Below are 21,629 nucleotides of genomic sequence, written 5' to 3'. Positions count from 1 at the left end.
CTCCACACGCAAGAAAGGGGCACGCGGGGTGTTGCGACTCGTCGTACGACGACTTCTCCAGCTCATACCCACCCTGCTCGGCCTGTCGGTTCTGCTCTTCATCTGGCTGAACCGACTGCCCGGCGGACCCGCCTCAGCGATCCTGGGCGAGCGGGCGACCGAAGCCGATGTGGCGCGCATCAACCGCGCGCTGGGCCTCGACCAGCCGATCTACGTCCAGTACGGACGCTTCCTCAAGCGGCTCCTCGACCTCGACCTCGGCACCTCGGTGCAGACCGGACAGCCCGTCTGGGACGAGTTCGTGCTGCGGTTCCCCGCCACGGTCGAACTCAGCGTCGCGGCCATGCTCATCGCCACCGTCGTGGGCATCCCCCTCGGCTACCTCGCCGCCCGCAAGCGCGGCGGCTGGATCGACGTGGCCTCCGTCTCCGGCTCGCTCGTCGGCATCTGCATCCCGGTCTTCTTCCTGGCCCAGCTGCTCAAGGGCGCCTTCGGCGAGATCTTCGGCACCTTCGGCCGCCAGTCCACCGGCATCGACGCCACCAGCGTCACCGGCTTCGCCGTCCTCGACGGCCTGCTCACCGGCGAGCTCGACGCCGCCTGGGACGCCCTCATGCACCTGGTGCTGCCCGGCATCGCCCTGGCCACCATCCCGCTCGCGGTCATCGTCCGGATGACCCGCGCCAGCGTCCTGGAGGTCCTCGGCGAGGACTACATCCGCACCGCCGAGTCCAAGGGCCTGGAGCGCCGGATCGTCCGCGGCCGCCACGTCCTGCGCAACGCGCTGCTCCCCGTCGTCACCGCCGTCGGCCTGCTCACCGGCAGCCTGCTCTCCGGCGCGGTGCTCACCGAGTCCGTCTTCACCTTCGGCGGCATCGGCTCCTTCATCCGTACCGCCATCGACGCCCGCGACTACCCGGTGCTCGTCGGCTTCATCATGTTCATCGCCATGATCTACGTGCTGATCAACATGGTCGTCGACCTCGCCTACAGCGTCATCGACCCGAGGGTGCGGGTGCACTGATGAGTCTGATCACCACCACTTCGAAGATCGACCGGCTCGCCCAGCTCACGGCGAAGACCGAGACCGCCAGCGGCGCCAGCCTGTGGCGCGAGGCGATGCGCCGGATGCGCGCCAGCAAGATGGCGATCATCGGCGCCGTGATCATCGCCGGGTTCGTCCTGCTGGCGATCATCGGCCCGTGGATCGCCCCGTACGGCCCCACCGAGCAGACCTGGCGCGGCGAGGTCTTCTCCAACCGCGGCGAGTTCGTCGGCGCCCGCGCCGAGAACTGGTTCGGCCTGGACCACCTCGGCCGCGACCTGTTCTCCCGGATGCTCGTGGGCGCCCGCCAGACGCTGCTCGTCGGTGTCGTCTCCATGCTCATCGGCCTGCTGATCGGCGCGCTGGTCGGCATCGTGTCCGGCGCGGCGGCCACCCTCGGCGGGAAGGCCGGCCGGCGGGTCGACGACGCCATCATGCGCGTCACCGACATCCTGCTCGCGCTGCCGTCGCTGCTCCTCGCCGTCTCCGTCGCCGCCGTGATGGGCCAGTCGCTCACCACCGTGATGATCGCCGTCGGCGTCGTGCAGATCCCGGTCTTCGCCCGCCTGCTGCGCGGCTCGATGCTCGCCCAGGGCGGCAGCGACTACGTGCTCGCGGCCCGCTCGCTCGGCATCCGCAAGCGGCGGATCGTGCTCACCCAGATCCTGCCGAACTCGCTGAGCCCGGTGATCGTCCAGGCGACGCTCAGCCTCGCCACCGCCATCATCGAGGCCGCCGCGCTCTCCTACCTCGGACTCGGCAACCCCGACCCCGCGGTCCCGGAGTGGGGCGTCATGCTCTCCCAGGCCCAGCGGTTCTTCGACAACGAGCCGATGATGTCCATGTACCCGGCGGTCGGCATCGTCATCACCGCCCTCGGCTTCACCCTGCTCGGCGAGGCCATGCGCGAAGCCCTCGACCCGAAGCTGCGAGGCTGACATGCCCCTCCTCACCGTGGACGAACTCACCGTCACCTTCGGCGGCCGCGGCCGCAAGGACGTCCGGGCGGTCAACGGCGTCTCGTTCAGCGTCGACCAGGGCCAGGTCGTCGGCCTCGTCGGCGAGTCGGGCTGCGGCAAGTCCGTGACCTCGCTCGCCCTGATGGGGCTGCTGCCCGCCAAGGGCGTCACCCTCGGCGGCCGCGCCGAGCTCGACGGCACCGACCTGTTGAAGATCTCCCCGTCGAAGATGCGCGACCTGCGCGGCCGCGACATGGCGATGATCTTCCAGGACCCGCTGTCCTCGCTGAACCCGGTCGTCCCCATCGGCGTCCAGGTCACCGAGATCCTCCAGCGCCACCGCGGCCTGAAGGGCGAGGCCGCCCGCAAGGAGGCCGCGCACCTGCTCGACCGGGTCGGCATCCCCGACCCGGACCGGCGCCTCAAGGAGTACCCGCACCAGCTCTCCGGCGGCATGCGGCAGCGCGCGCTCATCGCCATGGCGGTGGCCTGCGCCCCCCGTCTGCTGATCGCCGACGAGCCGACCACCGCGCTCGACGTCACCATCCAGGCCCAGATCCTCGAACTCCTCAAGGAACTGGTCGACCAGGAGGGCACCGCGCTGCTGATGATCACCCACGACCTGGGTGTCGTCGCCGGCCTCTGCGACCAGGTGAACGTCCTCTACGCGGGCAAGGTCGTCGAATCGGCCGGCCGGCGCGAGCTGTTCGCCCACCCGACGCACCCGTACACCCACGGTCTGCTCGGCTCCATCCCCCGGCTCGACGCCCCGCGCGGCGAACCGCTCCACCCGATCCGCGGGTCCATCAACGACCAGATCGCCTGGGCCGACGGCTGCGCCTTCGCCCCGCGCTGCGACCGGTACGAGATGGAGTGCCTCACCGGCACGCCCGAACTGACCGAACCGCGCGCGGCCGGCCACCGCGCCCGCTGCGCGAACCCGGTCCTCGCCACGACGGAGGTACCGGCATGAGCCTGCTCGAACTCGACGGCGTGAAGGTCCACTTCCCCGTCAAGAAGGGCATCCTCTTCGACCGCACGGTCGGCCACGTCTACGCCGTGGACGGCATCTCGCTCAAGGTCGAGGCGGGCCAGACCTACGGCCTGGTCGGCGAGTCGGGCTGCGGCAAGACCACGCTCGGGCGGGCCGTGCTGCGGCTCGTGGACGTCACCGACGGCTCCGTCGTCCTCGACGGCACCGACGTGGCCAAGCTGCCGGAGAAGGAGCTGCGCTCCTTCCGCCGCCGCCTCCAGATGGTCTTCCAGGACCCGCTGGGCAGCCTCAACCCGCGCCAGAACATCGAGTCGATCCTCAGCGAGGGCATGGCCGCGCACGGCATCGGCGCGAACCAGGAGGAGCGGCGGGAGAAGATCCGGGAGATCCTCGCCAAGGTGGGCCTGCCCGCCAACAGCCTCTCCCGCTACCCGCACGAGTTCTCCGGCGGACAGCGCCAGCGCATCGGCATCGCCCGCGCGCTGGTCCTGGAGCCCGACCTCATCATCTGCGACGAGCCGGTCTCCGCGCTGGACGTCTCCATCCAGGCCCAGGTGATCAACCTGCTGGAGGAGCTCCAGGAGTCGATGGGCCTGACCTACCTGGTCATCGCCCACGACCTCGCCGTCGTCCGGCACATCTCGGACGTCATCGGCGTGATGTACCTGGGCTCCCTGGTCGAGGAGGCGCCGAGCGACACGCTGTACGAGGAGCCGCTGCACCCGTACACCCGGGCGCTCATGTCCGCGGTGCCGGTGCCCGACCCGGAGGTCGAGGAGCGGCGCGAGCGGATCCTCCTCCACGGCGACCTGCCCTCCCCCGCCAACCCGCCGGCCGGCTGCCGCTTCCACACCCGCTGCCCCTGGGCGCAGGACCGCTGCGGCAAGGAGCGCCCGGAGCTCACCGACGCGGGCGGCGGCCACAAGGTGGCCTGCCACTTCACCCGCGAGATCCAGGACGGCACGCTCCGCCCGGCGGGCGACACCGAGGCCGTGGTGATCCCGGCCCAGGCGGAGGCCCCGGCGGCGGAGTCGGAGCCGGACGCCACGGCGTCGGACGCCCCGGAGTCCGCGGAGGCTCCTGAGTCCGACGAGGCCCCTGAGTCCGACGAGGCTCCGGAGGCCGACGAGGCCCCCGAGGCCGAGGACGCTCCGGAGTCCAAGGACGCCTCCGAGGGCAAGTAGCGGCATCAGGGAAGGGAAGGGCCCGGTCGCCGTGGTGCGGCCGGGCCCTTTCCGAACACACGGCACAATTGGCCGGTGCTCCACGATCTGTTCAGTCCGTCGGTCCAACACACGCTCGACCTCATCGGCATCTTCGTCTTCGCCATCTCCGGCGCCCTCCTCGGCGTCCGGAAGAACTTCGACGTCTTCGGGATGGCCGTGCTCGCCGAGGTCACCGCGCTCGGCGGCGGTCTGCTCCGCGACCTGATCATCGGGGCCGTACCCCCGGCCGCCTTCACCGACCTCGGCTACTTCGTCATGCCGCTGGTCGCCACCGTCCTGGTCTTCTTCCTCCACCCGGAGGTGGAGCGCACCCAGACCGCCGTGAACGTCTTCGACGCGGCCGGCCTGGGCCTCTTCTGCGTGACCGGGACGACGAAGGCGTACGACTACGGGCTCGGCCTCACGTCCTCCGCGGCGCTCGGCCTCGCCACGGCCGTCGGCGGTGGCGTGCTGCGCGACGTGCTGGCCAACGAGGTGCCCTCGCTGCTCCGCTGGGACCGCGACCTCTACGCGGTGCCCGCGATCGTCGGCTCGGCCATGGTCGTGCTGTGCATCCGCTTCGACGCCCTGAACGCCTTCACCAGCGGCGCCGCCGTGCTCACCGCCTTCCTCCTGCGGCTGCTCGCGATGCGCTACCACTGGCGGGCGCCGCGCGCCTGGAACCGCCGCTCCTCGGCCCGCGAGGAACCCGAAAAAGCTACCGCTCAGTAGTTTCCTGCTGTACCGTCGGCCGTATGAGCACGAGCACCGAGACGAGCCCCGCCGCCGAGGCCGCGGCGCTCAGCGAGTTCGACCGGGACACCGCCGTCACCCCGCGCGAGCCCGGGGTCTACGACGCCGAGCTCTCGGCCGGCTGGACGATCATCCACGCCGTCAACGGCGGCTACCTCCTCGCCCTGCTCGGCCGCGCCCTCGGCGACCACCTGCCGCACCCCGACCCGTTCACCGTCACGGCGCACTACCTCACGCCGTCGGTGCCGGGCCCCGCGGTCATCCGGACCGAGACCGTCCGCACCGGCCGGACCCTCTCCACCGGCACAGCCTCCCTCTACCAGTACGCCGAGGACGGCACCGAGGTCGAGCGGATCCGCGTCCTCGCCTCCTACGGCGACCTCGACGCCCTCCCGGACGACGTCCGCACCAGCGCCGTCCCGCCCGCCTTCGCCCCGATCGACCAGTGCTTCAGCGCCTCCGACGGCCCGGCCCCGCCGATTCCCGGCTCCTCCGCCATCACCGACCGGCTGGACCTCCGCCTCGACCCCGCCTGCGTCGGCTGGGCGATCGGCGCCCCCTCCGGCAAGGGCGAGATGCGCGCCTGGTTCGGCCTCGCCGACGGCCGCGAGCCCGACGCGCTCTCCCTCCTGCTCGCCGTCGACGCCCTGCCGCCGACCTCCTTCGAGCTGGGCCTCAAGGGCTGGACGCCGACCGTGGAGCTCACCACCCACGTCCGCTGCCGCCCCGCCCCCGGTCCGCTCCGGGTCTCCATCACCACCCGCAACCTCGCCGGCGGCTTCCTGGAGGAGGACGCCGAGGTCTGGGACAGTGCCGGCCGGCTCGTCGCCCAGTCCCGCCAGCTCGCCCGCGCCCCGCGCGGCTGAGCCCTTACGCCCCCGGCGGCGCGGCCCGCACCGGCCGTCCGCCGGAGTCCGGGCGGGCCGTCCGTCGGAGTCCGGACCGGCGGCCCGAAGGGGTCCGCACCGGCCGTCCGCCGGAGTCTGGGCGGCCCGTCCGAAGGTGTCCGGACAGGCTGTCCGCCGGAGTCCGCACCGGTGGGCCGAAGGTGTCCGGACCGGCCGGACGACCGGTCCGGGGCGGGCGCGTAGGGGAGTCCTCCAGGAGGGCTCGTAGAATCGACCCACCATGGCTTACCTCGACCACGCCGCGACCACGCCCATGCTGCCCGAGGCGATCGAGGCGATGACCGCCCAGCTCGCCGTCACGGGCAACGCCTCGTCCCTGCACGCCGCGGGACGCCGCGCCCGGCGGACCGTCGAGGAGGGCCGCGAGACCCTCGCCGCCGCACTCGGCGCCCGCCCCAGCGAGGTGGTCCTCACCTCCGGCGGCACCGAGGCCGACAACCTCGCGGTGAAGGGCCTGTACTGGTCCCGCCGCGCCGCCGACCCGCGCCGCACCCGCGTCCTCGCCAGCCCCGTCGAGCACCACGCCGTCCTCGACGCCGTCGACTGGCTCGCCGCCCACGAGGGCGCCGACGTCGAGTACCTGCCGGTCGACGCCCACGGCCGGGTCCACCCCGAGGCGCTGCGCGAGGCGATCGCCCGCGACCCGGAGTCGGTCGCCCTCGCCACCGTGATGTGGGCCAACAACGAGATCGGCACCGTCATGCCGGTCCGCGCGCTCGCCGACGTCGCCGCCGGCTTCGGCGTCCCGCTGCACGCCGACGCCGTCCAGGCCGTCGGCCAGCTGCCCGTCGACTTCGCCGCCTCCGGCCTCGCCGCCATGACCGTCTCCGGCCACAAGATCGGCGGCCCGTACGGCATCGGCGCGCTGCTCCTCGGCCGCGAGCACACCCCCGTCCCCGTGCTGCACGGCGGCGGCCAGGAGCGGCACGTCCGCTCCGGCACCCTCGACGTCCCCGCCGTCGCCGCCTTCGCCACCGCCGCCCGGCTCGCCACCGACGGGCAGGAGACCTTCGCCCGCGAGATCGGCGCCCTCCGCGACGCGCTCGTCACCGCCGTCCGCGCGGCCGTCCCCGACGCGATCCTCGGCGGTGACCCGGCCGACCGGCTCCCCGCCAACGCCCACTTCACCTTCCCGGGCTGCGAGGGCGACTCCCTGCTCCTCCTCCTCGACGCCGCCGGCATCGCCTGCTCCACCGGCTCCGCCTGCACCGCCGGCATCGCCCAGCCCAGCCACGTCCTCCTCGCCACCGGCACCGACCCCGACCTGGCCCGCGGCACCCTGCGCTTCTCCCTCGGCCACACCTCCACCGAGGACGACGTGAAGGCCGTCGCCGACGCCATCGGCCCCGCCGTGGAGCGCGCCAGGACCGCCGGGCTCAGCTAGGGCCTGTCTGGCCGTTCCCGCCGGGTCCGGCCCGCCCGGCACGCACGCTCGCCGCACGGCCGAAACGCCCGAGTAGCTCCTTCCCCGAGCTCTCGGCTTCGCTCGAGCAGGGGAGACCCCATCCAAGGCCGCCCCGGCCGCACGCCGATCGCACGCACCGGACGACCCGGCCTGATCCGACGCCCGTGGTCAGACAGGCCCTGGGCCGCCCCTTCCGGATCACGCCGGAAGCCTCGACCGCTCCCGGCGGACCAGCTCCATGTACCGGTCCCAGTCCCAGTGCGGGCCGGGATCGGTGTGGTCCGTGCCCTCGACCTCCGCGTGCTCGATGATGTGCTCCCGGTCGACCGGTATCCCGTGCCGCCGGCAGATGTCCGCCGTCAGCCGCGCCGACGCCTCGTACATGGCCTTCGTGAAGTCCTGCGGCCGGTCCACGAACCCCTCGTGCTCGATGCCGATGCTCCGCTCGTTCATGTCCCGGTTCCCCGCGTGGTAGGCCACGTCGAGCTCCCGCACCATCTGCGCCACCCGCCCGTCCTTGCCGACCACGTAGTGCGTGGCGGCCTCGTGCAGCGGGTTCTTGAAGACCTTCAGGGCGGTGGCGTAGCTGCCCTGCACCACGTGGATCACCACCCGGTCGATCCGGTAGTCGTCCGGCCGGTCCGCCCGCCGCGAGTTCGCCTGGTGCGCCGCCGTCCACGCGGCCGCCCGGTAGTCCAGCTCCCCGTCGACCCGCGGCTTCTCCATCCACGGCAGCCGCCACCAGGCCCGCGCCAGCTCCTCGCGCGCCAGCACCGCCGTGCCCACCACGGCCGCACCGCCGCCGAGCAGCACGGCCCGCCGGCCGACCCCCCGCTTCTTCCGGTTCTCGCTCCCCATGCTCCCCAGAACGCCGGTCCCGGCCACGCGGTTCCCGCCGCCCCGTACCCTGGTAGGGCTATGACTCAGACCCAGCGCCCCCTCCGCGTCCTCGCCGCCATGTCCGGCGGCGTCGACTCCGCCGTCGCCGCCGCCCGAGCCGTCGAGGCCGGGCACGACGTCACCGGCGTGCACCTCGCGCTCTCCGCGAACCCGCAGTCCTTCCGCACCGGAGCCCGCGGCTGCTGCACGATCGAGGACTCGCGCGACGCGCGCCGGGCCGCCGACGTCATCGGCATCCCCTTCTACGTCTGGGACCTCGCCGAGCGCTTCCGCGCCGACGTCGTCGACGACTTCGTCGCGGAGTACGAGGCCGGCCGCACGCCCAACCCGTGCCTGCGCTGCAACGAGAAGATCAAGTTCGCCGCGCTGCTCGACAAGGCGCTCGCCCTCGGCTTCGACGCCGTCTGCACCGGTCACTACGCCACCGTCGTCCTCACCGAGGCCGGCACCCGCGAGCTGCACCGCGCCTCCGACATGGCCAAGGACCAGTCGTACGTCCTCGGCGTCCTCGACGAGCAGCAGCTCGCCCACGCCCTCTTCCCGCTCGGCGACACCCTCACCACCAAGGACGAGATCCGGGCCGAGGCCGAGCGCCGCGGCCTGGCCGTCGCCAAGAAGCCCGACAGCCACGACATCTGCTTCATCGCCGACGGCGACACCCAGGGCTTCCTCGCGACCCGCCTGGGCCGGGCGGAGGGCGACATCGTCGACGAGTCGGGCGCCAAGCTCGGCACCCACGAGGGCGCCTACGGCTTCACCATCGGCCAGCGCAAGGGCCTGCGCATCGGCCACCCGGCCGCCGACGGCAAGCCCCGCTACGTCCTCGACATCTCGCCCGTGAACAACACGGTCACGGTCGGCCCGGCCGAGTCCCTCGACGTCACCGCGCTCACCGCCATCAAGCCCCGCTGGTGCGGCACCGCCCCCGCCGGTCCCGGCCGCTACACCGCCCAGCTCCGCGCCCACGGCGGCGAGACGCCGGTCGACGCGGCGATGGAGGACGGCGAGCTCCGCGTCACCTTCGACGAGCCCGTCCGCGGCGTCGCCCCCGGCCAGGCGATCGTCCTCTACGACGGCACCCGCGTGGTCGGCTCCGCGACCATCGCGACGACGGTACGCCGCACGGCCCCCGCGCCCTCGCTCTGACGGGCGCGGGGCGGCCCGGCTCACACGGGCCCGGCCGACTCCGCGACCTCCGCCACGAACTCCGCGAGGACCGGCGCCAGCACGTGCGGCGCCACCTCGTGGGTCTGGCCCGTCAGCGTCCGGTGCCGGGCCCGCGGCAGCAGCGCCGACAGCTCCCTGGCCGCCCGCCGCACCGGCGCGGGACTCGCGCCCCCGTCGACCACCAGCACGCGCGCGTGGACCTCCGGAAGCGACCCCAGCGCCTCGCACGGCGGCTCGAACACCGACACCGCCGCCCTCGGCACCCCCGCCGCCGGCGCGGCCAGCGCGAGCGACCCGCCCGCCCCGCTGCCGTGCACCGCCGCGCCGGGACCCGCCGCCGCGAGCACCGCCGCCAGGTCCTCGAACTCCCGCTCCACCGCGTACCCGCTCCCGTCGCGCCCCCGGCGGCCGTACACGAACACGGGGAAGCTCCGGGCCAGCAGCCGGGCGAGCGGCGCCTCACCGTCCCCCGCGGCCCCGGCCCCGCCCACCAGCACCACGGCGGGCCCGTCCGCCGCCCCCACCCCGTACCGCGCGTACGCGATCGTCGTCCCGTCCCGCGACACGACCGTCTTCACCTCGTCCATGGCAGGGCAGACCGAAGGACGCGCCGGAACTCATCGCCGCGGCCCCGGAATTCCCGAAGAATCTTGGAACGCACAGGTCAGAGCCGTGCGCGAAGGGTCGTGCCCTACGGTGGCGGCATGAACATCTGCGTCTTCCTCTCCGCCGCCGACCTCGACGAGCGCTACACCGCCCCCGCCCGCGAGTTCGCCGGCCTCCTCGGCAAGGCCGGCCACACCCTCGTGTGGGGCGGCTCCGACACCGGCCTGATGAAGGTCGTCGCGGACGGCGTCCAGGAGGCCGGCGGCCGTCTCGTCGGCGTCTCCGTCGACTTCCTCGCCGCCAAGGCCCGGGCGCGGGCGGACGAGATGACCATCACCAAGGACCTCGCCGAACGGAAGGCGCTCCTCCTCGCCAAGTCCGACGCGATCGTCGTCATGGTCGGCGGCACCGGCACCCTCGACGAGGCCACCGAGATCCTGGAGCTCAAGAAGCACGGCAAGCACGCCAAGCCCGTCGTCGTCCTCAACACCGCCGGCTTCTACGACGGCCTCAAGACCCAGTTCCAGCGCATGGAGGACGAGGGCTTCCTCCCCCGCCCCCTCGTCGACCTCGCCTTCTTCGCCGAGGACGGCCGCACGGCCCTCGCCCACCTGGAGAGCGAGATCGCCGCCCGCTGATGGGACCATGGTGCCCATGGCTACTCATGTGATCACCGGGGCCGGTTCCGGCATCGGCGCCGCCGTCGCGCGGCGGCTGCACGCGCGCGGGGACGAACTCGTGCTGCACGCGCGCGACGCGGGGCGGGCGAAGGAGCTGGCGGCGGAGTTCCCCGGCGCGCGGACGCTCGTCGGGGACCTGGCGGACCCGGACCGGCTCTCCTGGGCGTTCTCCCACCAGAGCCTGCCCGACCGGGTGGACTCGCTGCTGCACGTCGCGGGCGTCGTCGACCTCGGCACCGTGGGGGAGCTGACGCCCAAGGCGTGGCACCACCAGCTCAACGTGAACCTGGTGGCCCCCGCCGAGCTCACCCGGCACTTCCTGCCGCAGCTCCGCCTCACCCAGGGCCACGTCCTCTTCGTGAACTCCGGCGCCGGACTGAACGCGCACGCCGAGTGGGGCGCGTACGCCGCCTCCAAGCACGGTCTCAAGGCCCTCGCCGACTCGCTGCGCCACGAGGAGCACGCCCACGGCGTCCGGGTCACCTCCGTCTACCCCGGCCGCACCGCCAGCCCCATGCAGGCCAAGGTGCACCAGCAGGAGGGCAAGGAGTACGACCCCGCCCGCTGGATCGACCCCGAGTCCGTGGCCACCACGATCGTCATGGCCCTCGACCTGCCGCGCGACGCCGAGGTCAACGACCTGACGGTCCGTCCGGGGCGGTAGGAACCATGAACGACACTCCGCAGTGGGGCCCCGCCACCGGCGTCGGGTCCCTGCCCGGCGGCGACGCCCGCGAGGCCGCCAAGACCGTCACCGGCTCCTTCGAGGACTTCCCCTTCCTCGCCGAGCTGCCCGCCCGGGGCCCCGGCGCCGACATGATCGGCCGCACCCTCGGGATGCTCGTCGACCTCTACGCGCACGTGGAGCCCAGCGGCTGGCGGATCAGCGACCGGCCCGGCCGCGACACCCGCCGCGCCCGCTCCTGGCTCGGCGAGGACCTCGACGCCCTGGAGGAGTTCACCCAGGGGTACGAAGGGCCGCTCAAGGTCCAGGCCGTCGGCCCGTGGACCCTCTCCGCCGCCCTCGAACTGCGCGGCGGAGAGGCCGCCCTGGGCGACCCCGGCGCCTGCCGCGACCTCGCCGCCTCCCTCGCCGAGGGCCTGCGCGCGCACCTCGCCGACCTCGCCAAGCGCGTCCCCGGCGCCCGGATCGTGCTCCAGCTCGACGAACCCTCCCTCACCTCCGTCCTCCTCGGACAGATCCGGACGGCCAGCGGCTACCGCACCCACCGGGCCGTCGACCGGCAGGTCGTCGAGGCCGCCCTGCGGGACGTGATCGCCGTCCACGACGGGCCCGTGACCGTCCACTCCTGCGCCCCCGGAGTCCCCTTCGCGCTGCTGCGCAGGGCCGGGGCCGCCGGCGTCTCGTTCGACTTCGGGCTGCTCACCGAACGTGACGAGGAGCCGATCGGCGAGGCCGTGGAGGCCGGCACGAAGCTCTTCGCCGGTGTGGTGCCGTCCACCGACACCGCATTGTCCGACCCGGGCGGTAGCGTCATGGGTGTCAGGACGCTGTGGCGCAGGCTGGGGCTGAATCCGGGGACTCTCGCCGAGTCCGTGGTCGTCACCCCGACGTGCGGGCTGGCCGGCGCCTCGCCCGCGTACGCCCGGGCGGCGCTCGCCCACTGCGCCCGGGCGGCGAGATCGCTCGCGGACAACCCAGAGTGACCGGGTTCTGAAGGCACGGGAGGACGGACGAAGGTGGCAGTCGAACAGGGGGCCCTGCCCGGCGGGGAGGCGGTCGTGCCCGCCGAGGCACGGGAGAAGCACGCCCAGCTGGCCGAGCAGGTCGAGGAGCACCGCTTCCGGTACTACGTGAAGGACCAACCGGTCGTCAGCGACGCGGAGTTCGACACGCTCCTGCGCGCCGTGGAGGCGCTGGAGGAGGAGTACCCGGAGCTGCGCACGCCCGACTCGCCGACCCAGAAGGTGGCGGGGCAGTACGAGACGGACTTCACCGCCGTCGAGCACCGCGAGCGCATGCTCTCGCTGGACAACGCCTTCGACGACGAGGAGCTGGCGACCTGGGCCGAGCGCGTCGCCCGGGACGTCGGCACCCCCGACTTCCACTTCCTGTGCGAGCTCAAGGTCGACGGCCTCGCCGTCAACCTCACCTACGAGCACGGCCGGCTCACCCGCGCCGCCACCCGCGGCGACGGCCGCACCGGCGAGGACATCACGCCCAACGTGCGGACGATCGCCGACATCCCCGAGCGCCTCACCGGCGACCGGATCCCGGAGCTCGTCGAGATCCGCGGCGAGGTCTACTTCCCGATGGAGGCGTTCGAGGCGCTCAACGCCCGCCTGGTGGAGGCCGGCGACAAGCCCTTCGCCAACCCGCGCAACGCCGCCGCCGGCTCGCTGCGCCAGAAGGACCCGAAGGTCACCGCCACCCGCCCGCTCCACATGGTGGTCCACGGCATCGGCGCCCGCGAGGGCTTCGAGATCACCCGGCTCTCGCAGGCGTACGAGCTGCTGCGCGGGTGGGGCCTGCCCACCTCCACGCACAACAAGGTGGTCGGCTCCCTCCCCGAGGTCCGCGAGTTCGTCGCGTACTACGGCGAGAACCGCCACTCCGTCGCCCACGAGATCGACGGCGTCGTCGTCAAGCTCGACGAGATCCCCCTCCAGGGCCGGCTCGGCTCCACCGCGCGCGCCCCGCGCTGGGCCATCGCCTGGAAGTACGCGCCGGAGGAGGTCAACACCAAGCTCGTCGACATCAAGGTCGGCGTCGGCCGCACCGGCCGCGTCACCCCCTACGCCCAGGTCGAGCCGGTCACCGTGGCCGGCTCCGAGGTCGAGTTCGCCACCCTCCACAACCAGGAGGTGGTGAAGGCCAAGGGCGTCCTCATCGGCGACACCGTGGTGCTCCGCAAGGCCGGCGACGTCATCCCCGAGATCCTCGGCCCGGTCGTCGACCTGCGGGACGGCACCGAGCGGGAGTTCGTGATGCCGGCCGAGTGCCCCGAGTGCGGCACGGCGCTGAAGCCGATGAAGGAGGGCGACATCGACCTCCGCTGTCCGAACGCCCGGACCTGCCCGGCCCAGCTGCGCGAGCGGGTCGAGTTCCTCGCCGGCCGCCAGTGCCTGGACATCGAGAACTTCGGCGCGGTGGCCGCCGCCGCCCTCACCCGGCCCCTCGAACCGGCCGAGCCGCCGCTCACCGACGAGGGCGACCTCTTCGACCTCACCATCGAGCAGCTCCTGCCGGTCAAGGCGTACGTCCTCGACGCCGACTCCGGGCTGCCCAAGCGGGACCCGAAGACCGGCGAACCGAAGATCGTCACCGTCTTCGCCAACCAGAAGGGCGAGCCGAAGAAGAACGCGCTCGCCATGCTGGAGCACATCGCCGCGGCCAAGACCCGCCCGCTCGCCCGCTTCATCAACGGCCTCTCCATCCGCCACGTCGGCCCCGTCGCCGCCGAGGCGCTCGCCCGCGAGTTCCGCTCCCTGGAGCGGATCGAGCAGGCCACCGAGGAGGAGCTGGCCGCGGTCGACGGCGTCGGCGGCATCATCGCCACCGCCGTGAAGCAGTGGTTCGCCGAGGAGTGGCACCGCGAGATCGTGCGGAAGTGGCGCGCCGCGGGAGTCGCCCTGGAGGACGAGGGCGCCGGGGAGGACGAGGGGCCGCGCCCGCTGGAGGGCCTGACGGTCGTCGTGACCGGCACCCTGGAACAGTTCACCCGGGATGGCGCAAAAGAATCGCTCCAGAGCCGCGGAGCGAAGGTCACCGGTTCCGTTTCGAAGAAGACCTCCTTCGTCGTGGTGGGGGAGAACCCGGGTTCCAAGTACGACAAGGCGATGCAGCTGAAGGTTCCGGTTCTGGACGAGGAAGGCTTCAAGATCCTGCTCGAACAGGGTCCCGACGCCGCTCGCGAGGCCGCACAGGCGATCGAGGAGTAACCCGCGGTCACCCCTCTCCGGGCCCCGGAAGCTCACCCGTTCGGCGCATACCAGATCGTTACGGGTGGCCAGGCTCCATTCGGGCAAGAGAGGGAGAGCGCTGCCCCTCGGCGCCCTCGGCGGCCTAGTGTGGTGACCGTGCGTCTCGTCCCGCACCGCCGCGCGAGGGTGCTGTGCGGCCGTGCGCCAGGACGAACGGCCCCGTGCCATGCGCCCCGCCCCTGAAGCCGGCGGGGCGCACGACCTGAGACCGGACGCCATCACGGCCGCCTCGCCGCGGCCCATCGGACAGCGACGGCGCCGCCGCCTGCGAGAGGGACGGGAATGGAACCGACCGAGAGTGCCGCCCCGGTGCCACGGCCGCGCGGCCGGGTGCTCCCCACGGGCTTCACCGGCCTGCCCGCCGCCGTGCTGGGCACCGCCGCCGCCGTGCTCGTCACCGGGCTCCAGCGGGCCCTGAGCACCGGCCACCCGCTCTTCCCCGGCGGGGTCACCGGCTGGTCCTTCGCCCTCCTCACCGGCCTCATCGTCGGCCACCTCGTCGCGCTCGGCCGCGAACGCTGGTGGGGCGGCACCGGCTCCGGCGCCGCCCTCACCCTCGCCGTCCTCCTCCTGTACGGCTGGGTCCCCGCCGGACTCGTCTCGCTCACCGTCGTCGTCCTCGTCAGCGCCGCCCGCCGGCACCGCTGGCGGCAGGGCCTGCTGCACGGCGCGGCCGACATCCTCGGCGTCGGCGCCGCCGCCCTCGTCCTCGCCCTCTTCGGCGACGTCCCCGGCGTGAACAGCCCCTGGCACCCGCTCGACTGGACGATCGGCGACATCCCCGAGGTCGTCCTCGCCGCCGGCGCCTACCTCCTCGCGACCCGCCTGCTGCTGTGGTACACGCTCGCCCCGCCCGGCCGCGGCCTGCCCACCGTCGCCCGCACCGCCCTGCTCCGGCAGGGACTCGTCGCCGTCGCCCTGCTCGGCATCGCCCCGCTGATCTGCGTCGTCGCCGCCGCCTTCCCGGTCCTCCTGCCGCTCTTCGCGATCCCGCTGATCGCCCTCGACTCCACCCTGTGGATCGCCCGCGCCCGCGCCGAGGAACAGCTCCGCGACCCGCTCACCGGCCTCCCCAACCGCCAGTGGCTGCTGGAGCGCACCTGGACCGCCCTGGAGGACGCCGAGGGCGAGCAGGCCCGCGCGGCCCTGGTCCTCATCGACCTGGACCGGTTCCGCTCGGTCAACGACACCCTCGGCCACCTCGCCGGCGACCGGCTCCTCCTCCAGATCGCCGACCGGCTCCGCCTCGCCCTGCCGCGCGGCGCCGAGGCCGCCCGGCTCGGCGGCGACGAGTTCGCCGTCCTGCTGCCCGTCGCCGACTCCACCACCAGCGCCCAGCGGGTCGCCCGCCACCTCGTCGCCGAACTCTCCTCCCCGCTCGACCTCGACGGGCTCACCCTCGTCCTGGAGGCCAGCGCCGGCGTCGCCGTCTACCCCGACCACGCCGGCGACGCCGAGGGCCTGCTGCGCCGCGCCGACGTCGCCATGTACCAGGCCAAGCGGGACCGCACCGGCGTCGAGGTGTACGAGTCCAAGCGCGACTCCAACACCCCCGACCGCCTCGGTCTCCTCGGCGACCTGCGCCGCGCGCTCGACGCCGGCGAGGTCGAACTCCACTACCAGCCGAAGGTCCGCTTCGACGGCCAGGTGGCCGGTCTGGAGGCCCTCGTCCGCTGGGTCCACCCCGAGCGCGGAAAGGTTCCACCGGACGAGTTCATCGCCATCGCCGAGTCCTCCGGCCTGATGCCGCACCTCACCGAGTACGTCCTGGAGACCGCCCTCGCCCAGGTCGCCCGCTGGCGCGCCCAGGGCCTGGAGGTGCCCGTCGCCGTCAACGTCTCGCCGCGCGACGTCCACACCCCCGGCTTCGCCGGCGCCGTCGCCGCCCGCCTCGCCCGCCACGGCGTCCCGGCCGGCTCCCTCCAGCTGGAGATAACGGAACACGTCCTCCTGGAGGACCCCCAGCGCGCCGCCGACACCCTCAACGGCCTCACCGGCCACGGCGTCAAGATGTCACTCGACGACTTCGGCACCGGCTACTCCTCCCTCGTCCACCTGCGCCGGCTCCCGGTCAGCGAACTGAAGATCGACCGCTCCTTCGTCGCCCGGCTCGCCGTGGACACCGAGGACGCCGAGATCGTCCGCTGCACCGTCGACCTCGCCCACTCCCTCGGCCTCCTCGTCGTCGCCGAGGGCGTCGAGGACGACGAGACCTGGGAGCGGCTGCGCGACCTGGGCTGCGACGCCGTCCAGGGCTGGCTGGTCTCCGCCGCCATGCCGCCGGCCGAGACCACCGCCTGGCTGCGCGCCCGCGGCGAGCACGGCTGGCGCCGGGCGGTCGACACGGCACCGGTCATCGAGCTCGACCCGGCCCCCGGACACGTCGTGCAGTGACCCGGCGGACCGCCGGAGGGCCACCCGGGCGGACCCCTCCGGGTCCGCCCGGGGCCCTCTCCGGGCCGACCGTTTCACGGGCAGCGGTACGGGCCCCATAGGATTGGCCCCACATCATCAGACTCACCCCAGAGGATCGCTGCATGCCTGGCATCACGCGCGAGGAGGTCGCACACCTCGCTCGGCTGGCGCGTCTGGAACTCGCCGAAGAGGAACTCGACCACTTCGCCGGTCAGCTCGACGACATCATCGGCGCGGTCGCCCGCGTCTCCGAGGTCGCCGAGCAGGACGTACCGCCGACCTCCCACCCGCTGCCGCTGACGAACGTCATGCGCGCGGACGAGGTCCGTCCTTCGCTCACCCCCGCGCAGGCGCTCTCCGGCGCCCCCGCCCAGGAACAGCAGCGTTTCAAGGTGCCGCAGATCCTGGGGGAGGACTGACCATGACGGACATCATCAAGCTCACCGCCGCCGAGATCGCCGCGAAGATCGCTTCCGGCGAGCTGACCGCGGTCGAGGTCACCGAGGCCCACCTGGCCCGCATCGACGCCGTCGACGAGAAGGTCCACGCCTTCCTGCACGTCGACCGCGAGGGCGCGCTCGCGCAGGCCCGCGCCGTCGACGAGAAGCGCGCCCGCGGCGAGAAGCTCGGCCCGCTGGCCGGCGTCCCGCTGGCCCTCAAGGACATCTTCACGACCCGGGGCGTGCCCACCACGGTCGGTTCGAAGATGCTCGAAGGCTGGATCCCGCCGTACGACGCGACCCTGGTCAAGCGGCTCAAGGCCGCCGACGTGGTCATCCTCGGCAAGACCAACATGGACGAGTTCGCCATGGGCTCCTCCACCGAGAACAGCGCCTACGGCCCGACCGGCAACCCCTGGGACCTGACCCGGATCCCCGGCGGCTCCGGCGGCGGCTCGTCGGCCGCCCTCGCGGCGTACCAGGCCCCGCTGGCCATCGGCACGGACACCGGCGGTTCCATCCGCCAGCCCGCCGCCGTCACCGGCACCGTCGGCGTCAAGCCGACCTACGGCGCGGTCTCCCGCTACGGCATGGTGGCCTTCTCCTCCTCCCTCGACCAGGGCGGCCCCTGTGCCCGCACGGTCCTGGACGCGGCCCTGCTGCACGAGGCGATCGCCGGCCACGACCCGCTGGACTCCACCTCCGCCGACCTGCCGGTCCCGCCCGTGGTCGAGGCCGCGCGCAACGGCTCGGTGGCCGGCATGCGGGTCGGCGTCGTCAAGCAGTTCCGCGGCGAGGGCTACCAGGCCGGTGTCATGCAGCGCTTCGACGAGTCCGTCGAGCTGCTGAAGGAGCTGGGCGCCGAGGTCGTCGAGCTGGACTGCCCGTCCTTCGACCTGGCCCTCTCGGCGTACTACCTGATCGCGCCGTCCGAGTGCTCGTCCAACCTGGCCCGCTTCGACGGCCTGCGCTACGGCCTGCGGGCCGGCGACGACGGCACCCGCTCCGCCGAGGACGTCACCGCCCTGACCCGCGAGGCCGGCTTCGGCCCCGAGGTGAAGCGCCGCATCATCCTCGGCACCTACGCGCTCAGCTCCGGCTACTACGACGCGTGGTTCGGCTCGGCCCAGAAGGTCCGCACCCTCATCACCCGCGAGTTCGAGAAGGCCTTCGAGCAGGTCGACGTGATCGTCTCCCCGACGACCCCGACCACCGCCTTCCCGATCGGCGAGCGCGCCGACGACCCGATGGCGATGTACCTCGCGGACCTGTGCACCATCCCGACGAACCTGGCCGGAAACGCCGCCATGTCGCTGCCCTGCGGCCTGGCGCCGGAGGACGGTCTCCCGGTCGGGCTGCAGATCATCGCCCCCGCCATGCAGGACGACCGGCTCTACAAGGTCGGTGCCGCCGTCGAGGCCGCCTTCGTGGAAAAGTGGGGTCACCCGCTGATCGAGGAGGCTCCGTCGCTGTGAGTACCAGTGCACTGCAGAAGGCCAAGGGCTTCAAGAAGTCCAAGACCGGCACGTACCTGTCCATGGGCACCACCGCTTTCGGCGCCGTCACCGTGGCCAAGCAGATCAAGAAGGCGCGCTCCGAGCACGACACGCTGAAGCTCGTCGACGCCGTCGTGTCCGCCGCCGCCATCGTCACCGGCCTCGCGATCCTGTACCGCGAGCTGAAGCGCCTCGGCGACGACGACGTCCTGCTGGGCTGAGAGGGAAAGTTCCACCGTGACTGTCACTGAACTGCTGTCGTACGAGGCGGCACTGGCCTCGTTCGACCCCGTCATGGGCCTCGAGGTCCACGTCGAGCTCGGCACGAAGACCAAGATGTTCTGCGGCTGCTCGACCGAGCTGGGCGCCGAGCCCAACGCGCAGACCTGCCCGACCTGTCTCGGCCTGCCCGGCGCGCTGCCGGTCGTGAACGAGATCGGCGTCGAGTCCGCCATCAAGATCGGCCTCGCGCTGCACTGCGAGATCGCCGAGTGGTGCCGCTTCGCCCGGAAGAACTACTTCTATCCGGACATGCCGAAGAACTTCCAGACCTCCCAGTACGACGAGCCCATCGCCTTCAACGGCTACCTGGACGTCCAGCTGGAGGACGGCGAGGTCTTCCGCGTGGAGATCGAGCGCGCCCACATGGAGGAGGACACCGGCAAGTCCACCCACATCGGTGGCGCGACCGGCCGCATCCACGGCGCCTCGCACTCGCTGCTCGACTACAACCGGGCCGGCATCCCGCTCATCGAGATCGTCACCAAGCCGATCGAGGGCGCCGGCGAGCGGGCCCCCGAGGTCGCCAAGGCGTACGTGGCCGAGCTGCGCGAGCTGATCCGCGCCCTGGGCGTCTCCGAGGCGCGCATGGACAAGGGCCAGATGCGCTGCGACGTCAACCTGTCGCTGCGCCCGCACGGCACCAAGACCTTCGGCACCCGCTCGGAGACGAAGAACGTCAACTCGCTGCGCTCCGTGGAGCGGGCGGCGCGCTTCGAGATCCAGCGCCACGCGGCGGTCCTGGAGTCCGGCGGCACGATCGTGCAGGAGACCCGTCACTTCCACGAGGACGACGGCTCCACCACCTCCGGCCGCATCAAGGACAACGCCGAGGACTACCGCTACTTCCCCGAGCCGGACCTGGTCCCGATCGCCCCCGCCCGCGCGTGGGTCGAGGAGCTGCGCCAGGGCCTGCCCGAGCTGCCGCGGGTGCGCCGCAACCGGCTGCGCGAGGAGTGGGGCGTCTCCGAGCAGGAGATGCAGTCCATCCTCAACGCGGGCGCGGTCGACCCGATCGTCGCCACCATCGAGGCGGGCGCCGACGCGGCCTCCGCGCGCAAGTGGTGGATGGGCGAGCTGGCCCGCAACGCCAACGAGAAGGGCGTCTCCCTGGAGGAGCTGCCCATCACGCCGGCGGACGTGGCCCGGGTCTCAACGACAAGCTGGCCCGCCAGGTCATCGAGGGCGTCCTCGCCGGCGAGGGCACCCCGGACGAGGTCGTCGAGAAGCGCGGTCTGAAGGTCGTCTCCGACGACGGCGCGCTCGGCGCGGCCGTCGACGAGGCCATCGCGGGCAACGCGGCCATCGCCGACAAGATCCGCGGCGGCAAGGTCGCGGCGGTCGGCGCGCTGGTCGGCGCGGTCATGAAGGCCACCCGCGGCCAGGCCGACGCGGCCAAGGTCAAGGACCTGATCCTGGAGAGGCTGGGCGTCAGCGAGGGCTGACCCCGGTCTCGTACGGGAACGAGGGCGGCCCCGCACCGGAGTGATCCGGTGCGGGGCCGCCCTCGTGTCGTACGCGCTACCGCTTGAGCATCGGGGCCGCGATGACGCCGCTGCCGGAGTCCGTGCAGGTCTCCTCGACCTTCAGGCGCAGCCGCAGGGCCCCTTCGATGTTCAGGCTCTTGGTGATCGGCTTGCCCAGGTGCACGGTCTCGTTGAAGAGCGCGGGCTTGTCGTCGACCGAGACCACGATCCGCGCGGTCTCGACCTCGGAGCCGTCGTCGACGCCGGCGGTGAACTGGAAGCTCTTCCACTCCCGGTTCAGGTCGTACTCGACGTAGCCGCCGTAGTAGCAGTCGCCGATCAGGGCGGAGCCGTACTCGGTGGTGTTGATCTTCGCGCTGCCGACGTTGAAGCGGTCGGGATCGCTGACGGAGGCGAGGGTGGTGAGGTCGGCCTCCTTCGCGTCCGGCACGGACCCGGGGTCGATCGACGGGCTGCCGCTGTCGGTCGGGTCGGTGGTCGCCTCCTCCGTGGGCGCCTCCGTGCTCGGCTCCTCCGACGGCGCGTCGGTGGTCGCCTCCTCGGTGGGTTCCTCGGAGGTGGCGCCGGCCGTCACCGGCGCGGACGTCGTGGCGGACGGACCCGCCTGGTCGTTCTTGGCGTCCTTGTCCTTCTTGTCGCCGAGCAGCTGGATCCCGACCACCGCGAGGACGGCGATCAGCAGGACACCGGCGACCGCGCCGATCAGCGGACCCTTGCGGCGCCTGCGGGGCTCCGGCGACCGCTGCGGCCGGGGACCGGTCGGTCCGCCGGGCCCGCCGACGGTGGGCATGCCGGCCGTCGGAGCCCCGTACCCCTGCCCGCCGTAGCCCGGCCCGCCGTACGTCGGCACACCGCCGGTCGGCGGGCCGTACGCGCCCTGCCCGGCGTCGTAGCCCGCGGGCGCCGCGGGCGCCGGGGTGGGCGCGCCGAAGCCCGTCGGGGGCG

At 73.0% G+C, this 21,629-nt stretch carries 19 protein-coding genes and 1 pseudogene; 17 read left to right on the top strand and 3 right to left on the bottom strand.

Annotated features, from left to right (window positions below):
- Positions 1-28: 28 nt before the first annotated feature.
- From IE321_RS29745 to IE321_RS29715, 7 genes are all read left to right on the top strand, one after another.
- On the top strand, positions 29-1,024 hold the full coding sequence (locus IE321_RS29745) for an ABC transporter permease (protein ID WP_043219870.1): 996 nt from the start codon (positions 29-31) through the stop codon (positions 1,022-1,024).
- Positions 1,024-1,983, top strand: a complete 960-nt coding sequence (locus IE321_RS29740) for an ABC transporter permease (RefSeq protein WP_043219872.1) — start codon at positions 1,024-1,026, stop codon at positions 1,981-1,983. The genes IE321_RS29745 and IE321_RS29740 overlap by 1 nt, the downstream gene beginning before the upstream one ends.
- 1 nt (position 1,984) lies before the next feature.
- Entirely contained in the window at positions 1,985-2,977 is a 993-nt protein-coding gene (locus IE321_RS29735; protein WP_043219875.1) for an ABC transporter ATP-binding protein, read from the top strand.
- Positions 2,974-4,182 (top strand): ABC transporter ATP-binding protein, encoded by a 1,209-nt coding sequence (locus tag IE321_RS29730; protein WP_190225173.1) that lies wholly within the window; start codon positions 2,974-2,976, stop codon positions 4,180-4,182. The genes IE321_RS29735 and IE321_RS29730 overlap by 4 nt, the downstream gene beginning before the upstream one ends.
- A 75-nt stretch (positions 4,183-4,257) precedes the next feature.
- Positions 4,258-4,935 (top strand): trimeric intracellular cation channel family protein, encoded by a 678-nt coding sequence (locus tag IE321_RS29725; RefSeq protein WP_190225172.1) that lies wholly within the window; start codon positions 4,258-4,260, stop codon positions 4,933-4,935.
- Between the two features lie 23 nt (positions 4,936-4,958).
- Positions 4,959-5,822, top strand: a complete 864-nt coding sequence (locus IE321_RS29720; protein WP_190225171.1) for a thioesterase family protein — start codon at positions 4,959-4,961, stop codon at positions 5,820-5,822.
- 262 nt (positions 5,823-6,084) lie between these two features.
- Entirely contained in the window at positions 6,085-7,248 is a 1,164-nt protein-coding gene (locus IE321_RS29715) for a cysteine desulfurase family protein (RefSeq protein ID WP_043219884.1), read from the top strand.
- Between the two features lie 219 nt (positions 7,249-7,467).
- Here the strand turns inward: IE321_RS29715 and IE321_RS29710 are convergent, their stop codons facing one another.
- On the bottom strand, positions 7,468-8,127 hold the full coding sequence (locus IE321_RS29710) for an N-acetylmuramoyl-L-alanine amidase (RefSeq protein WP_190225170.1): 660 nt from the start codon (positions 8,125-8,127) through the stop codon (positions 7,468-7,470).
- Between the two features lie 60 nt (positions 8,128-8,187).
- On the opposite strand from IE321_RS29710, the gene mnmA reads away from it, so the two are divergent.
- Entirely contained in the window at positions 8,188-9,315 is a 1,128-nt protein-coding gene (gene mnmA, locus IE321_RS29705) for a tRNA 2-thiouridine(34) synthase MnmA (protein WP_190225169.1), read from the top strand.
- Positions 9,316-9,335: 20 nt separating this feature from the next.
- Here mnmA and IE321_RS29700 read toward each other — a convergent pair whose 3' ends face one another.
- Entirely contained in the window at positions 9,336-9,923 is a 588-nt protein-coding gene (locus IE321_RS29700) for an alpha/beta fold hydrolase (protein ID WP_190225168.1), read from the bottom strand.
- Positions 9,924-10,040: 117 nt separating this feature from the next.
- Here IE321_RS29700 and IE321_RS29695 point away from each other — a divergent pair, with 117 nt between their 5' ends.
- The 9 genes and pseudogenes from IE321_RS29695 to gatB all read left to right on the top strand — a co-directional run bounded on the left by IE321_RS29695 (position 10,041) and on the right by gatB (position 20,642).
- Entirely contained in the window at positions 10,041-10,580 is a 540-nt protein-coding gene (locus tag IE321_RS29695; RefSeq protein WP_190225167.1) for an LOG family protein, read from the top strand.
- Between the two features lie 7 nt (positions 10,581-10,587).
- The gene (locus tag IE321_RS29690; protein ID WP_043219891.1) at positions 10,588-11,286 is read left to right on the top strand and encodes an SDR family oxidoreductase; all 699 of its coding nucleotides are present in this window, start codon (positions 10,588-10,590) and stop codon (positions 11,284-11,286) included.
- 5 nt (positions 11,287-11,291) lie between these two features.
- Positions 11,292-12,290: a methionine synthase gene (locus tag IE321_RS29685; protein WP_190225166.1), complete on the top strand. Its 999-nt coding sequence runs from the start codon at positions 11,292-11,294 to the stop codon at positions 12,288-12,290.
- Between the two features lie 33 nt (positions 12,291-12,323).
- A complete protein-coding gene (gene ligA / locus IE321_RS29680) occupies positions 12,324-14,525 on the top strand; it encodes an NAD-dependent DNA ligase LigA (protein WP_190225165.1) in 2,202 nt (733 codons plus the stop codon).
- 324 nt (positions 14,526-14,849) lie between these two features.
- Positions 14,850-16,961, top strand: a complete 2,112-nt coding sequence (locus IE321_RS29675) for a putative bifunctional diguanylate cyclase/phosphodiesterase (RefSeq protein WP_043219896.1) — start codon at positions 14,850-14,852, stop codon at positions 16,959-16,961.
- 143 nt (positions 16,962-17,104) lie between these two features.
- Positions 17,105-17,401 (top strand): Asp-tRNA(Asn)/Glu-tRNA(Gln) amidotransferase subunit GatC, encoded by a 297-nt coding sequence (gene gatC, locus IE321_RS29670; protein WP_030750846.1) that lies wholly within the window; start codon positions 17,105-17,107, stop codon positions 17,399-17,401.
- A gap of 2 nt (positions 17,402-17,403) precedes the next feature.
- Positions 17,404-18,897, top strand: a complete 1,494-nt coding sequence (gene gatA / locus IE321_RS29665) for an Asp-tRNA(Asn)/Glu-tRNA(Gln) amidotransferase subunit GatA (protein WP_043219898.1) — start codon at positions 17,404-17,406, stop codon at positions 18,895-18,897.
- Entirely contained in the window at positions 18,894-19,139 is a 246-nt protein-coding gene (locus IE321_RS29660) for a hypothetical protein (protein ID WP_043219900.1), read from the top strand. The genes gatA and IE321_RS29660 overlap by 4 nt, the downstream gene beginning before the upstream one ends.
- Positions 19,140-19,212: 73 nt before the next feature.
- Positions 19,213-20,642: pseudogene (gatB, locus tag IE321_RS29655) on the top strand (Asp-tRNA(Asn)/Glu-tRNA(Gln) amidotransferase subunit GatB).
- 76 nt (positions 20,643-20,718) lie between these two features.
- Here the strand turns inward: gatB and IE321_RS29650 are convergent.
- Positions 20,719-21,629 (bottom strand): NPCBM/NEW2 domain-containing protein (locus IE321_RS29650; protein ID WP_190225164.1); only part of this gene is annotated, 911 nt, incomplete at its 5' end.

Source organism: Streptomyces hydrogenans, from assembly GCF_014656075.1.
Taxonomy (GTDB): domain Bacteria; phylum Actinomycetota; class Actinomycetes; order Streptomycetales; family Streptomycetaceae; genus Streptomyces; species Streptomyces hydrogenans.
This window is presented reverse-complemented; position numbering and strand designations above follow the sequence as displayed.